The organism is Candidatus Nanopelagicales bacterium (assembly GCA_018003655.1).
GTDB lineage: Bacteria > Actinomycetota > Actinomycetes > S36-B12 > UBA10799 > JAGNDY01.
This window is the reverse complement of record JAGNDY010000004.1, coordinates 16,278-29,586: the sequence shown is the minus strand read 5'-3', so window position 1 is coordinate 29,586 and position 13,309 is coordinate 16,278. Positions and strand designations below refer to the sequence as shown.

The 13,309-nt window shown below is 62.9% G+C and carries 14 protein-coding genes; 5 read left to right on the top strand and 9 right to left on the bottom strand.

What is annotated here, in order from left to right; all coding sequences use genetic code 11:
- Positions 1-2 precede the first annotated feature (2 nt).
- The 3 genes from KAZ48_01850 to KAZ48_01840 all read right to left on the bottom strand — a co-directional run bounded on the left by KAZ48_01850 (position 3) and on the right by KAZ48_01840 (position 2,769).
- On the bottom strand, positions 3-887 hold the full coding sequence (locus KAZ48_01850) for a thioesterase family protein (GenBank protein ID MBP7971513.1): 885 nt from the start codon (positions 885-887) through the stop codon (positions 3-5).
- Positions 888-903: 16 nt separating this feature from the next.
- Positions 904-1,728, bottom strand: a complete 825-nt coding sequence (locus KAZ48_01845) for a glycoside hydrolase family 16 protein (protein MBP7971512.1) — start codon at positions 1,726-1,728, stop codon at positions 904-906.
- 150 nt (positions 1,729-1,878) lie between these two features.
- On the bottom strand, positions 1,879-2,769 hold the full coding sequence (locus tag KAZ48_01840; protein MBP7971511.1) for a DUF2236 domain-containing protein: 891 nt from the start codon (positions 2,767-2,769) through the stop codon (positions 1,879-1,881).
- Here KAZ48_01840 and KAZ48_01835 point away from each other — a divergent pair.
- Positions 2,741-3,151 carry a hypothetical protein gene (locus KAZ48_01835; protein MBP7971510.1) on the top strand — a complete coding sequence of 137 codons (411 nt, stop codon included), beginning with the start codon at positions 2,741-2,743 and terminating at the stop codon, positions 3,149-3,151. The genes KAZ48_01840 and KAZ48_01835 overlap by 29 nt on opposite strands.
- Before the next feature lie 63 nt (positions 3,152-3,214).
- On the opposite strand, the gene KAZ48_01830 is transcribed toward KAZ48_01835, so the two are convergent.
- From KAZ48_01830 to KAZ48_01815, 4 genes are all read right to left on the bottom strand, one after another.
- Complete coding sequence (locus KAZ48_01830; protein MBP7971509.1) at positions 3,215-4,690, bottom strand: hypothetical protein; 1,476 nt, start codon at positions 4,688-4,690, stop codon at positions 3,215-3,217.
- A 232-nt stretch (positions 4,691-4,922) separates the two neighbouring features.
- Entirely contained in the window at positions 4,923-6,461 is a 1,539-nt protein-coding gene (locus KAZ48_01825) for a DUF1298 domain-containing protein (GenBank protein ID MBP7971508.1), read from the bottom strand.
- 141 nt (positions 6,462-6,602) lie between these two features.
- Complete coding sequence (locus KAZ48_01820) at positions 6,603-6,761, bottom strand: hypothetical protein (GenBank protein ID MBP7971507.1); 159 nt, start codon at positions 6,759-6,761, stop codon at positions 6,603-6,605.
- 162 nt (positions 6,762-6,923) lie between these two features.
- Complete coding sequence (locus tag KAZ48_01815) at positions 6,924-7,715, bottom strand: DUF4239 domain-containing protein (protein MBP7971506.1); 792 nt, start codon at positions 7,713-7,715, stop codon at positions 6,924-6,926.
- A 76-nt stretch (positions 7,716-7,791) separates the two neighbouring features.
- On the opposite strand from KAZ48_01815, the gene KAZ48_01810 reads away from it, so the two are divergent.
- Positions 7,792-8,151, top strand: a complete 360-nt coding sequence (locus KAZ48_01810) for a DUF1801 domain-containing protein (GenBank protein ID MBP7971505.1) — start codon at positions 7,792-7,794, stop codon at positions 8,149-8,151.
- A gap of 30 nt (positions 8,152-8,181) precedes the next feature.
- On the opposite strand, the gene KAZ48_01805 is transcribed toward KAZ48_01810, so the two are convergent.
- A complete protein-coding gene (locus KAZ48_01805; GenBank protein MBP7971504.1) occupies positions 8,182-9,492 on the bottom strand; it encodes an alpha-amylase family protein in 1,311 nt (436 codons plus the stop codon).
- Positions 9,493-9,818: 326 nt separating this feature from the next.
- Between KAZ48_01805 and KAZ48_01800 the strand changes: the two genes are divergently transcribed.
- Positions 9,819-10,808 (top strand): M23 family metallopeptidase, encoded by a 990-nt coding sequence (locus KAZ48_01800; GenBank protein ID MBP7971503.1) that lies wholly within the window; start codon positions 9,819-9,821, stop codon positions 10,806-10,808.
- Positions 10,809-10,858: 50 nt separating this feature from the next.
- On the opposite strand, the gene KAZ48_01795 is transcribed toward KAZ48_01800, so the two are convergent.
- Positions 10,859-11,095 carry a DUF1232 domain-containing protein gene (locus KAZ48_01795; protein MBP7971502.1) on the bottom strand — a complete coding sequence of 79 codons (237 nt, stop codon included), beginning with the start codon at positions 11,093-11,095 and terminating at the stop codon, positions 10,859-10,861.
- Between the two features lie 295 nt (positions 11,096-11,390).
- Here KAZ48_01795 and KAZ48_01790 point away from each other — a divergent pair, with 295 nt between their 5' ends.
- Both KAZ48_01790 and KAZ48_01785 read left to right on the top strand, forming a co-directional pair.
- A complete protein-coding gene (locus KAZ48_01790) occupies positions 11,391-12,269 on the top strand; it encodes a hypothetical protein (protein ID MBP7971501.1) in 879 nt (292 codons plus the stop codon).
- Positions 12,270-12,359: 90 nt separating this feature from the next.
- Positions 12,360-13,073, top strand: a complete 714-nt coding sequence (locus KAZ48_01785; GenBank protein MBP7971500.1) for an HAD family hydrolase — start codon at positions 12,360-12,362, stop codon at positions 13,071-13,073.
- Positions 13,074-13,309 lie beyond the last annotated feature (236 nt).

Here is a 13,309-nt window from a genome sequence, read left to right as displayed (position 1 = left end):
CGCTACTGAGACGAGCCACGCTCCTGCGGCGGGCGGAAGCCCGCGAGTTGCGTTCCCTGTGCGACGAGTCGACCGGCACTGTCCCAGACATCGCAGACCTCATCAACGGTTCCGGCCTCAACGAGCCTGGCTCGCTGCCGAACCTGCAACGGTCCAGGGACCGGCAAGGCCCGCGTGTACACGCTCAGTTGATGGGTCGGAACCCAGCCCATCGAACCTAGGTCAAACACTGCCGGCGGGAATGAGTCCACGGCAAACAACAGCGCCAGTGCATCCAGCGGGCGGTCGTCACGGAACCGCAACCAGCCTCGCAGTTCGCCCTTGTTGGCCGGCTTGCCGACTGCGAACCCCAGGACGGATGGATCGAGCCGTTGCGCCACGAACTCCATCATCGGCACCTCGAAATCACCACCGGGTGGATTGACCGGCAGTTCGACGCAGTCGTGCTCGGCTGGAAGGTCGATCCCGTCACCGTCGGACCACCAGGGTTCCGACTCGGCTGCCAGTCCGCCAAAGTTCAGCAGTGCGACGACGCACAACTGCTCGTTTTGATGGAGCTCAATCTGGACCTGAGTGCTCGACCGTCCACGTCGCAACACGGTCACCAGGGCTTCAGCCGGACCTGTCGATGGGGGGCGAAGGAACTGGGCACTCGCGGCAAGGGCGTCAGCATGTTCACCGCCGGTCTCGGCAATGGCCGACCGGCCGGCGTTGGCGATCGCGGCCAGCAAGTAGCCGCCATTGGGACGACCACCGATACCCCAATTCGGATCTATAACAATTCGGTACGCGGTTGTGACCAGGGCCAAGTCGTCGACCCGTAGCGACCGGTGGTCGGGCCGCTCGTCGAGCAGTTCCACGGCAATGGCCTCGCTGAAACCGGTCACGGCCGCCCCTTCCACGTCATCTGTATCGGTAGGCCTTGATCCAATCGATCTGGACATGACCATGCGCACTTTGCGACGGAGCCTGGGATCGGATGGCCGTCTCAAACTGCAGCACCCAGTGCATCGGCTTGTTGGGAACCTGCTTCCGCGAGACGCCGATTCTCCTGCCATCGACGCGGAACACCACCCGACCAGGCGTCCACCTCGTCTCGTAGGTGTGCCACCTTCGATGCGAAACCCTAGTGGAGAAGTGTTGTTGGGTTCCGCGGGACGTCGCGTGATGATGGAACGCCGACAACGACCCGCCGTTCAGGTCACCCTCTGGGAAGTCGATCTCGCCATCGTTGGGCCACTTCCCCGAGTCCGGCCACAACAGCGGCGCAATCTTGTAGCCGGGAATCTTGTCGGCCCGCAAGCGCATCGAGAACTTTCCATACCGCATCCGCGGGAGTTGCGGTAGCAGTGCCGCGACCAGGTATTTACGCAGGGAACTGTCGTAGTGCAAGAAGGAATCCAGCCTGCCTCCCGCCACCGAGACGGTTCGGTCCGTGTCGTAGAAGCCCGGGTTGGATCTGACTTGGCGACTGGTATCCGTGGCTGGGAACCGGTAGGAATCGAAGTTCCGATATCGATTGAGGAACGTGCCGCGCGGCGCGCTTCTGCCGAACCCCTCCGCGAACACCCGCTGCCAGTGATTTCCCCCGCGCGTCTTCGTCTTCGCAGGCAACTGTGTACTCACGGCGGCAAGCGCTGCCGTGTTCGCGGGGACGCCAGCAGCCGAGCCAGCAGCGGCGATCTGGCCACCGGTCAATCCAGCGACCACGGCAGCGACTGAGACCACGCCGACTAAGGACGCGGAAGACTTGCGGGTCGAATTTGTTAGGTAAACCACTCTTGGTGGATCGGCACGGACACCGGATTCCCTAACCCCGCATCGCTATGCCCTACTGCACATGGGTGAATGCGGCAACTCTCGAAGCCGCCACGGATGTCAGAGCACCGTGAGGTCCAGCCGCTTCTCGGCGGCGCTGACGTAGGGCCCCTTACGGAGCTCAGTGGGCAGCGCGGCAAACGATCGACGCCAACTGCGCAGCGCCACCGTGGTGGAGACGTCGCTGAGCAGCGGGACTCCGCCGAGTAGCTCCCCGACGATGCCGTCGCCGAACATTCGCCTTGCCCAGCGCGGCAGAGCTGCGAATGCGGTCGTCGTGAGTCCTGACCACAGCGGCTGAGCGGGCGTGAACCAACGAACGCGGCTATCCATGGGTGGGACCAGGATGAATCTGGCTGCGTCGCGAGCCTCCGCCGTTGCCCGAAGCACGGGCCTGACCTGGGTTAGGTAGTCACGCAAGCCCTTCACATCATGTGGCACGTCCGCCTCGCTCAAGCCGATCAGCTTGGCCGCTTGGACCTGCTCAGCGACATACCGGTCCGCCTGCTCGTCGGACAGTCGCAGACCGCCGCGGCGGGTGACGCTGAGCATTGAATCGACAAAACCGTAGTGAACCCACGCAAGCAGGTCGGCCGCGTCGACCCCGAGTCGAGCATGTACTGAACGAACGGCGGCGGAGACCCGATCAGCCTCGTCGCGAGTTCCGAAACTGATGGCACCGATGTACTGGGCGGTGCGCCCCAACCGCCGCCACGGGTCCTCGCGGTAGTCGGAGTAGCGGGCTACCCCCGCCATCGCTTGGGGGTGCAGCGATTGCATGAATATCGCGCGCACTCCGGCGACCGCTGCTCCGGGATCGGCGTGAATGCGCCAGGTCAGGGAACCCGGGCCGAAATAGCCCGGGTCGTTGCTGGTGCTATCGGGCCAGCCATAGACGGGCCTCGGTGCAGGTGGCAACACCGTGCTGACGATCGATCCGGCCAAGGACATATTGGCACCGTACGCGGAGTCGTCGGCGGAGTCGTCGGCGGAGTCTGCGGGTACCCAGCAGGCTGTGCCCGCCGCCGCCGGCAATACAACGTTGGCGATTCGAGATTGGTGGGAGACACTACTGACCATGGGTTCCAAGGACGCCGCAGCACATCAGCTTTTTCAGAACGTCCCCTCGGCCGACGACGACGCCGAACCGGATCCACACGCTCGAGCCCTGCGGGGTCACGGCGATCTACCCGCCAGCTACATGCCGCCAGCGATGGCAGGCCCCCGGTCGCACTGGGCGCGAATGGTGGCGCTCGTCCTGATCGGTGTGTTTGTCAGTGCCACCGCCGCTGGCGTGTGCCTGACGTATGGCCCGCCACTGTTCGGCCGCTAGTGAGTCCGGGCCACTTGGCCCTGCCACTGACGAGCTGCCCAGCTCGCTAGCGGACCAGATCTCTCACTTGCCCGGCTTGTACTTGCCGTACACCTTGGCAGGATCCGCCCAACCCATCGGCGTCACATTCAGTGACGCGAACGAGGTAGAAGAGATCCGACCGGAACTCCAGTTGTTGATGAAGTTGCCGGCTCCGTCGGACACGGCCACGTGGCCATACCCACCTCCGATGGAGTTGTCCCACCAGACCAGTGCACCGCGCGGCGCGTAACCCGACCAGGCGTTGAGCTTGCCGGTGTTGCGCATGTACATCCCGACGTCGACGGCGTTGCCGGTGATGCCGGGCCGGTAGTTCCCTCCGCCAACCATTTTCCAGACGCTCTGGCTGTTCTTCTGGCACATGCCCTGTACCGAGTACGGGCGATTGTCGTACCAACCGCGCAGCGTCGAGGTACCGATCAGTGACAAGTACTTAGCGGCGAAAGCCTTCATGCCTTGGTTGACGCAGGTCTTCTTGACCGCCAGGGAATTGTCAGCCGTGTATTTGGCGGCGTACTTGGTCGCCCGGCTGGCCAACGAGCTGGTGTACCGCACGCCGAAGCCCTTGGCGAACGTTCCTGCCGCGTTGCTCGCCGATGTGGTGTGCGCCGCAGCGTCGAGGGCTTTGCTCGCCCGGATCTGATGGATGGCGTACGAGAGTTGAAAGGACAACGACGAGGAGTCGGCTTTGACCCTGGCTGCCGCGGCGGTCAGGGGACGTGTGTCCGCCCAGCCCAACACACCGTATCCAGCCGAGCGCTGGGTCGGGTTCATCCCCGAGCGCTTGTTCGCCACGGCAACTAGGGCGGCCGCACCGTGCTGTGAGAACCCATAGCGACGCAGCGCCGCGAACGCACCCTGTTTGTTCGAGCCACGCGTCGAGTTCACCACGGGCTTTGGAGTTGAGTAGGTGAGTGAGCAGTCGCCATACCAAATGCCGACTGCCGTGCTGCCGTAGCTGCCGGTTGTCAGTCTGATCCCACCGAGCGGCTTCGCGTTGCGAATCCCGTTTGCAAGGTAGTTGCTCGGGTTGACCGAATACTTCTTGTAGGCGAGACGGCGACCACGGCGATCGATGTTTGCGGCGGTGATCTTGGGCCGTGCCGCTCGGTAGTCCGCAGCGGCTTTGCTACTGGTTGACGAGTACCGCGACTTCAGCGCGGTGATGTTCTTGGCGGCGGCTGCCTGCGCGGCACTCAATGCCGCGTACTTCTTTTGCGTGCTCTCGTAGGCCTTCGTGGCTGCTGCTGCGGCTTTTGATGATTTCGGAGCGGATAGGACGTGGGAGCGCGCGTCGAGCATGGCCTTCTGCGCGGCCGCAGCCTGGGCGTCGACGGACTTCTTGGCCGCAATGGCCTTATCGAGTTGAGCGGCCGCGGCAGTGACCGCCGGGCTCGTCGGACCAACGGGGGGCGCGATGACGGAGGCAGATGCGGGACCTGCCACCACGGCCGTTGCTGCAACCGCCAAAGCGGTTGAGACACAGAAACGCGACTTCACGAAAACCACCTACCTGCGGGCCTGGGGGGAAGTCCAGCAGCCCTACGTGCCAATTCCACAAGTCGGCGGGATCGGCGTGAATCAGCATGTTTGGGTCGCAAAGGCAGTGTCAAACCGAATGGAACAACCCGCAAAAAATTCCGCATAGCAGATACAGGGCGTGATTTGTGGGAGGTCAGCGTGTGAATTTCGGTGCGTTCACTCTTAGTAGTCGGTGCCCTCTCCGACTCGATTAGCCGGTCGCGACACCCATCGCCGCAAGGTCGCTGATGACGTAATCCACCAATTCCTCAGGGGCGGAAACCAGGCCAGCGTCACTGGCAAATCCGACCGTGACCCCGCCGTTGTAGCTGAAGATTGTGGCGGTCATCGGCTGGTCGCCGGAGCAGGGAGCAAAGCCCACTACCTGTTCCACGGTGACGCCGGCGAAGGTCATCGGTCCTGACGGACCGGGCACATTGGTCAACACCCCGATCGCTTTGTTCGCAAAGAAGTTCGTCAAGAAGAATGCAATCTGCTTGGGCGACATCGAGACGATCCGCTGCAATCCGAATGTCAGCACAGCCTCGTCGGAGTTCTTGATGCGTTGCATCCGATGATGCATTTGGGTTAGCCGGTCGCGGGCATCACCGAGGCTCAGAGGCATCGGCAAGAACACCAGCGCGAAGTAGTTGCCGAGGTCCGGCGGCAGGTTGTCCTCGAACGGCTTCAAGTTGACCGGGACCATCCACACAACTTCGTCGATCGCCGCGTCGCGCTCGTTGAGGTACTGCCGCAAGCCTCCGGCAACGGCCGCGAGCAGGACGTCGTTGACCGTCGCTCCCGCCGCCTTACCCACGCTCTTGATCGAGTCCAGTGGAATCGGCGCTGACCACGCGACCGCTTTGACGGTACCCGGGTGGCCCGTCCAGACCGTCGGCTCGGAACCGGTCAGGGTGAGCTTGGTTACGGAGGAAAGATCGTTGGTGCTGCGATGGTTCTCCACCCCGAGGACTTCTAGCGCGTCGAGAACGCGGTCCGGGTGCCGAATCCGATCTATGCCACCTTCCACGACATGCATTCCTGCCCGCGCCGCCGCCACCGACCTGCGCGGAACATCGGCAAGCGCGTGGAGCGGGTGCCGGGCCGCGTGGGCGGTTTCCGATACGAGTCCACTCAGTCCGTGACCCACAAGAGACGTCGCACCCTCAGCAGCATTGATCGCGACATTTGCAGCGCCGTCACCGCCGACGGACTCGTCGGTGCGCTTGGTTCCCTTGCGAGCGACCCTTGCGCCGACAGCCAACTCCTCGGATTCGCACAGGCCGAGCAGCACCTGCGTCAGTCGGACTCCATCGGCGATCGAGTGGTGGAAGCGCGAGACGATGGCTGAGCCGGTCGATCCGTCGGCCAAGACCACTGGAGACAGCAAGTACCCGCGCCACAGCGGACGGCCCTTGTCCAACGGCTCTGCCCTGATCTTGGCGAGGAAGTCCTGCAGGCCGCGCATGTCCATTGGCTCGTCAAGAATCAGGTTCTCGACGTTGGTTGCCGGATCAAAGTGCGGATCGTCCTGCCACGCCCACCCCATGCCAGCTTTGACTGGCTTGCGAGCCAAGACGGGGAATCGTTTGACTGCCTCGGCGAAGACATTTTGAACGGCCTCCAGCGAAGGCTGGCCTCGCAGCACCATCGCCCCGTCGACAACCATCAGGTTGTTGGGGCGGTCCATGGTGAGCCACAGCGCATCTTGCACACTCATCGACACCGTCTTGACTGCCTCGGTGCTCATAGCGAGCCTCCTTCTACCGACCACCCATCCGCTAGTAACAACCTACACCCTGCGGTACCGCTGGCTCTAGGTCGTTCGACCGTCTGGAACTCGGCTGCGGGGTTCAGTTTGCGGAACTGGGTGGGAACTGGGTGGGATGACTCAGTTGGGCACGACCACGGTGCTGATCAGGATCCGCTGCTTACCTTCAGCCTCCACCACCAGCGGCTCAAGCACCTTGGCGAAAAGCCCGGTGACGGCGCGGACATCCTCCTCGTCCGCGTAAACAGCGGTCGTCCGGTAACCGACGGGATCGGTCACGACGTTCGGAGACGACAGTGAGCACCTTGGCCTCAGCCAACGCCGAGATGTGTCGATACAAGGTCGCGATGGGGACATCAGGCATCGTCACGGTCACGGTCACGGTCACCAAGACTGTTGCGAACAGGAATGGGTCACGCCTCGACCCAGATCGCACACCCGCTAGCGAGGTAGGCCGTCGTTGATGCGGGCCGCCGCGTCGGTCAGCGGTTGGAAGTCCACTGAGACGGTTCCAATGAACGGGTTGTAGAGGCTGAGGACCACACTGATTCCGATCGCAGCTACCAGCGCCCAGCCGAAGATCAAATATGGCCGTCTGACCTTGGTCGCGACAATTCCCATCACTGCGGCCGACAGCCCAGCTGTAAAGATCAACAACCAGAGCACCACCGATGGCAGTTGTCGGCGAGCCAAGGCATTGAGCTCGGCTTGGCTCTCAGTCAGACTCGACGCGGCGGACAGCAGCGGACCGGACTCCGGGTTCACTGTGGCGCCGGTCTTGCTGGTCTGGCGAACGTCTCGTTCGAGTTTGTTTAACGAATCAAAGGACGGCAGCTCCACCAGGTTCCGGTCAGCCAGGTTCGTTCGATCATTGTTGACAATCGTCGTCAGGTAGCGATCCAGATCCTCGTTGATCACAACGGTCTTGCTCGAGTCACTGAGGTTCTCGGTCAACCACGAGACCTGCTGGGCAGAAGCCGCGACCTTCTCGATGGAAACCTGTGCGGCACTCATCGTCCCCCACGTAATGGAAACCGCAAACCCGATCAGGAATGCGAGCGTGGTTCCCGTGGGGCCATTCATGGCCGTAGCAAGGTCGATCAGTTCGCCTTGACGCTTGGTGGCAGTTCGACGAAGCACCACGGCTCGCGTGCCGAACGTCACCGCGGAGAACGCCGAGCCGCAGATAATCACGATCAGCCAGGTCGGCAGGGTCGCAATCCAAGAGAGCATGCCGCGACGGTACCGGCATTGGGGTCGTATTCCCGGGTCTAGAAACGTCGGCTTGGTGCGCCCTATGCTTCCGGGCATGTCGAAGGCGGAAATGGACCACTACTTGGCCGAAGCACCAGAGCCCCAGCGCAGCACCCTGGAAGCACTTCGCACAACGATTCTGGCTGTCCTGCCGGATGCCGATCAGATCATCTCTTACGGCATTCCAACCTTCGCGCTCAACGGGGACTCCATCGCAGGTATCGCGGCGTACAAGGCACATTGCAGCTACTTCCCCATGAGTGGCTCAGTGCTGCGCGAACTGCCGAAGGAGACTGCTGGCTACTCGACCAGCAAGGGAACCTTGCGCTTCCCTATCGATCAACCACTGCCTGCGAGTCTCGTCAAGAAGCTGATCGAGGTGCGGCTCGCACAACTGCCCGCCTCCGACGGGTAGCAAACCGGGGTGCCGAGACGGACTGCGGGCCTAGTCGAGTTCGAGGATCGCCCAGCCGTGCGGGTCCAGTGTCAACCAGCTGCCGGAAACGTCCGCGCCGCTACTTCCCGACTGCACCGCGTGACGAGCCCCCGTGTCGACGCGCCACTGTCCCTCCCCGAGGTTGAGAGCGACCACTAGCTGCTCGCCGTTGGTGGCCGTTCGGAAGAGGAACTGCTGGTTTGTCAGTTCGAGCACTTCGATGCGGGCGCGGTGTAGCCAGGGGTATCGCCGCCGAAGCCCGATGAGCTGCTGGTGGAGCCGGTAGCTGGGCCAGCCAAACTGAGCCAGTTCGCTGGCATCAGCCGGGAACTCTGGGCGGATCGCGTCGTCACCGCCGAACCGTTCCTCTTTGATACCTCGGAATGCTTGTTCGTCTCCGTAGTAGATCGACGGCGTTCCGCCGACCGCCAACAGGATCGCCAGCGCATGGGCGTGGTGCCGGTCATCGGTGATTTGGCTGGCGATACGCGTGACATCGTGATTGCCAAGAAATGTCAGCGGAACGAAGCTCTCCTGGTATTCGTCATGGCGTTCCAGTGCCCACGCCAGTTCGAAGAAGTTCGCGTCGTTGATCGAACTCCAGATCGCCTTCCAGAGTTCGTATTGCGTCACCGAGTCCAATCCAGCCTCGGCGACAATCTGCGAGTAGTCACCATGGATGACCTCACCGACGATGTAGGCATCGGGATGCTTGTCACGGACCCGCGGCAGCACCTGCGCCCAGAAGCTCGGCGGCATGGCGTAAGCCGCATCTAGCCGCCAGCCATCGACTCCCCTGTCCAGCCAGTGGTTCATCACCTCGACGACGAAGTCCACCACTGCGGGGCTTTGGTGGTTGAGCGTCACCAAGTCCTCATGGCCCTCGAAGGATTCATGTGTCGGTTGACCGCTCGCATTCCGGCCAATCACCCCGCCATCCGCTTCAGCATCAGCACCAAGGGCAGGCCAGGTCAGGTGGAACCAATCCGCGAACGGAGATTGCGAACCCTCACGTAGTGCCTGTTCAAACTGAGGAAACTCCCGACCGACGTGATTGAAAACCCCATCCAGCAGGATCCGGACCCCGCGGGATCGAGCGGCCTCAACGAGCTGGTCGAAGTCCGCGTCGTCGCCAAGTCGCGGATCGATCGTGAGGTAGTCGATGGTGTCGTAACCGTGACTTGCCGAGGTGAAGATCGGCCCAAGCAGGAGACCCGAACAGCCGATCTCAAGCAAGTAGTCGAGCCAGTTCGCAATGTGCGTGATTCGCCGTGCTGGTTGGCGGTTCTGTCCGCTCATGTCTGCGCCGGTGAATCCCATGGGGAAGACCTGCCACCAGATCGTGTGCGCAACCCAGTCGGGCTCGCTGGCTATCACAGGGTGTAACCGGCTCTCGGACAATTTCCACTCCCGCTGCACCTTGCCGGCACCGTCGCTACTGTCGGCGGTGAAGTCAGGCTAACGACTCAGACCGCGGGACGGCGGGTCGGTGAGGCTGCATCGCCGAGTGACTGGGCGTTGGACCGACGTCCACCAGGACGCCGATCCGGCAATCGTCAGATCAGCCGTATGCGACTTCGGAAGTGTCGGCACACGTCCGATAACTAAACCGAGCAAGCAAGCATCCTCGACCGTTAGGCACCCCCATGTCACCTCGTCGCAGTCGTCCGATCATGTTCTTGGCACCCGTCGCCGCCATCGCCGCCGCAGCCGTTGCCGTCGGTCCGGCCTTCGCCTCGACACCGGCGTCAGCTCCTGCCCGCACCGCCGACAACGGCAACTCCACCGGCGTCGACGGTGAGGCCAACGCCCCGGCCAAACGTTCGCTGCGCTCAGCTTGGGTTGGTACCCGAACGGGCGCGATGGTGAAGTCGCCAGCGTGGGTTGGGTCGGCCCGCCTCAATGCCGGGTGGGCTTACGGCAACGGCGGGGCACACCGAGCCTGGGACGTTGGGTTGTGGCTCGGGACACCGGTGCACTCACCCCGCAACGGTGTGGTGATCGGCCTCAACGACGGCGTCGCTAATAATCGCCCGGGTTACAACCCAGGCTCGAACGCATCCTCAAACTGGGTTCTGGTCTGCCACACCGTCAAAGGCAGGCAAGTCTCCACGTACTGGCAGCACTTGTCCCCCGGCATCAAAGTTACCGTTGGCCAACGGGTCTCCGGTCCGCGGATGGGGTCAAACGGTCGCCCCATCCCAGGCACCGGCACCCAGCTTGGGCTCAGCGGGAATACGGGCAATAGCACTGGGCCGCACCTGCACCTCGCGTCGTTCAAGGGTTGCGCGTCAGCGAGTGTCGCTGGCAACAACTCCACCGCTGCGTGGACTCGCTACAACTACCTGAACCGGCCGGAGACCTTGTTCTACGAACCGTCGCGAGTCTGGAATCGACCGACTATCGACGCGCGCTCGCTGATCGCGACGACGCGCAAGTCGGGTCGCTCCGGCGAGGTCGTGAAGTTCCGCAAAGCTGTACTCGCCAAGTCCCGCAGCGCGCGTGCCGGCAGTGGATTCCGCAAGCTGGTTCGGCAGGCAAAACGGACCTACGGCTGGCACAACCACGGTGGCCTTCCCAACCGCGGATTCCTCAAGAAGTTGGCCTGGCGAACTGAGAACCTCGGGGTTCGGTAGGTCCGCCCGGTCACGTCGCTTTGACGGTCGGCCCTCGTGCTACGGCAGCCTCAGTTCGTGACGTTTCCGGTCATCGGGTCAACGGTCACGTAGGTCCGTTGCGTCTTTGCGTTGGCGGCGGTCACCTTGGCCGACAGCAAGAGCGAGATGATCACGCCGAAGGCGGCAACATCGTCGACGAGGCCGAACGGGCCAGCAATCAGCTCCGGGATCAGATCGATTGGCGACAGGATGTAGACGATCGCCAATACCAACGTGAACGTCTGTGTCTTCGTCAGATAGCGCATGCCACAACTGTCGCACGCGATTGACGATCAGTCACGCGCCGGATGCTCGCGCCGGGCGATGGTAGCAACCGTCAAGTGCTTTCGCAGCACAAGCAAATGCCACCGTCGACACGCGTGATCTGCGTCCCATCAGCCCGGAATGCCTTCCCATCGCGGGTCCGATCACGCAATGCTCGTGGCCACAGCGAGCCCGTGGTCATGGGTGTTTCCGGTTCCGATTTCAGGACATCGGAATTGCTGCCGATAGGTAATAGGCGAGCGGTAAACGGCCGCGTGATTGTTGAACGGATTCCCCATGGCAAACCCAAGAAGGTCCGTCGTTGTCGGTTCACTAGCGACGTGTGTGGTCAGTGCCGTCAGTGTCACGACCATTGCTGCCGGTCCGTCCTCCGCCGCCACGTCAATTGCGGCCGCGAACGTTCAGGCTGCCGCGTCAAGCCAACTACTGACCCTGGCGCCCGCTGGCTCAGGTCCGGCGTTTTACGAGTCTGCGGCCCGGTACGGAATCCGGAACTCCACCTCGGTTCGGCGGATGCAGAAGCGCCTGATCAGGCACCACTCGGCAACTCGCGGACTACGCCGGGCCGGTACGACCGGTGGCTACTTCAAAGCCACCCGGGCATCGGTTCGCCGCTGGCAGCGCAAACTCGGCTACCGCAGCGGTGACGCCGATGGAATCATCGGTCGCTCAAGCGCAACCCGACTGGGGCTGCGCTGGGTGCCCAGTGCAAAGCCCGCATCGACGTCAGCGACGCGTACTCCCGCTGCCAGCCCTCCTTCTTCCAGCACGGCCCAACTGAGTCCCACGCAACTGAAGTCCGTTCTGAGCCGCGCTGGCTTCCGCGAGCCATCAATCCGGATCGCGTGGGCAATCGTCATGCGAGAGTCGCGTGCCTTCCCCGCGATCGTTGGGCCCAAGAACTCCGACGGCACGCGTGACTACGGGCTTTTCCAGATCAACGACGTTCACCGGTCACACGCAGACTTCAGCCGGATCCTTGACCCGGTCTACAACGCTCAGGTGGGTTACGGGTTGACCAACGGTGGCAGGGACTTCAGCCACTGGGGCATCGGCACGCAGGGCTGGGCGGGCACATTGAAGAAGCAATCGCCCAAGTACTGGCAATCCCTCCAGGACGAGATGAACCGCTGGCGGGCGCAGTACCCGGGCTAGACCTCCAGGAATCCCAACAGCCTCGCGTCGCCCTCCCATCAGAGCCACCGCCGACTCGACAACCAACGCATCGACCGCGATCCTGAGGCAATGACGGATAAAGCTGCGGCACAACCGGTCCGCGCCATCCTGTTCGACATCGATGGAACACTGGTCGATACCACCTACCTGCACACGGTCGCGTGGTCGATGGCATTCGACGAGCAGGGAACTCATGTGCCCATGGCGCAGATCCATCGGGCGATCGGAATGGGCTCAGACAAGCTGCTCGACCACCTCCTTGGGCCCGACCGAGATCTGAACGACGACGACGTCATCGATGCCCACAGCAGGCGGTTTTCCTCCCACCACGGCGATCTCAAGGCGTTGCCCGGTGCCCGGGAGTTGCTCAAGGCTTGCGCCGACCGCGACCTTCGAGTCGGTTTGGCCTCGTCTGCGGGCAAGGAAGATCTGGACGCGCTACTGGCGGTACTCGACAGCGACGAGGCGATCACGGAGGTCACAGGGGCCAGTGACGTCAACGCGACTAAACCCGATCCCGACATGCTGGTCGCCTCACTGGAGAAGCTCGGGTTGGAGGCCAGCGATGTCCTCTTCGTTGGCGACTCGGTCTGGGATGTCGAAGCGGCAACCCGCCTGGACATGCGGTGCACCGGTGTGGAGTGCGGAGGCACAAGTTCGGCCGAGCTTCGCAAGGCTGGCGCCGTCGCAGTGTTCAAGGACCCACAGGACCTGCTCGACCACCTGAACGCGATTCTGGGCCCGCTGCAGGCTACGACCCAGACGCAGGTCAAATTCGGCTGACCCGAACGGGTGACCCTTGGTGCTTCTGGTCAGTTTGGCGCGCAAGGTGGAGGGGTGAACCGGATGCGGTTTGCTGGAGCTAGGGAAACAGAAATGTCGAATCAGCGAGCGCGCGTTCACCCCGGCATTCGATTGGCAGTAGCGGCCACGGCAGGCGTCGCCGTCTTGGGGGTCACCGCAGTTCCCGCGCAAGCGGCACTCCCGACGCCGCAATCGCTGGGAATGCCGAACTTCAC

Coding starts and splice junctions, on each gene's coding strand:
- KAZ48_01790 (MBP7971501.1), top strand. CDS start 11,391: ATGGCAAACCCAAGAAGGTCCGTCGTTGTCGGTTCACTAGCGACGTGT.
- KAZ48_01840 (MBP7971511.1), bottom strand. CDS start 2,769: ATGTCCTTGGCCGGATCGATCGTCAGCACGGTGTTGCCACCTGCACCG.
- KAZ48_01795 (MBP7971502.1), bottom strand. CDS start 11,095: ATGCGCTATCTGACGAAGACACAGACGTTCACGTTGGTATTGGCGATC.
- KAZ48_01785 (MBP7971500.1), top strand. CDS start 12,360: ATGACGGATAAAGCTGCGGCACAACCGGTCCGCGCCATCCTGTTCGAC.
- KAZ48_01825 (MBP7971508.1), bottom strand. CDS start 6,461: ATGAGCACCGAGGCAGTCAAGACGGTGTCGATGAGTGTGCAAGATGCG.
- KAZ48_01815 (MBP7971506.1), bottom strand. CDS start 7,715: ATGCTCTCTTGGATTGCGACCCTGCCGACCTGGCTGATCGTGATTATC.
- KAZ48_01800 (MBP7971503.1), top strand. CDS start 9,819: ATGTCACCTCGTCGCAGTCGTCCGATCATGTTCTTGGCACCCGTCGCC.
- KAZ48_01810 (MBP7971505.1), top strand. CDS start 7,792: ATGTCGAAGGCGGAAATGGACCACTACTTGGCCGAAGCACCAGAGCCC.
- KAZ48_01805 (MBP7971504.1), bottom strand. CDS start 9,492: ATGGGATTCACCGGCGCAGACATGAGCGGACAGAACCGCCAACCAGCA.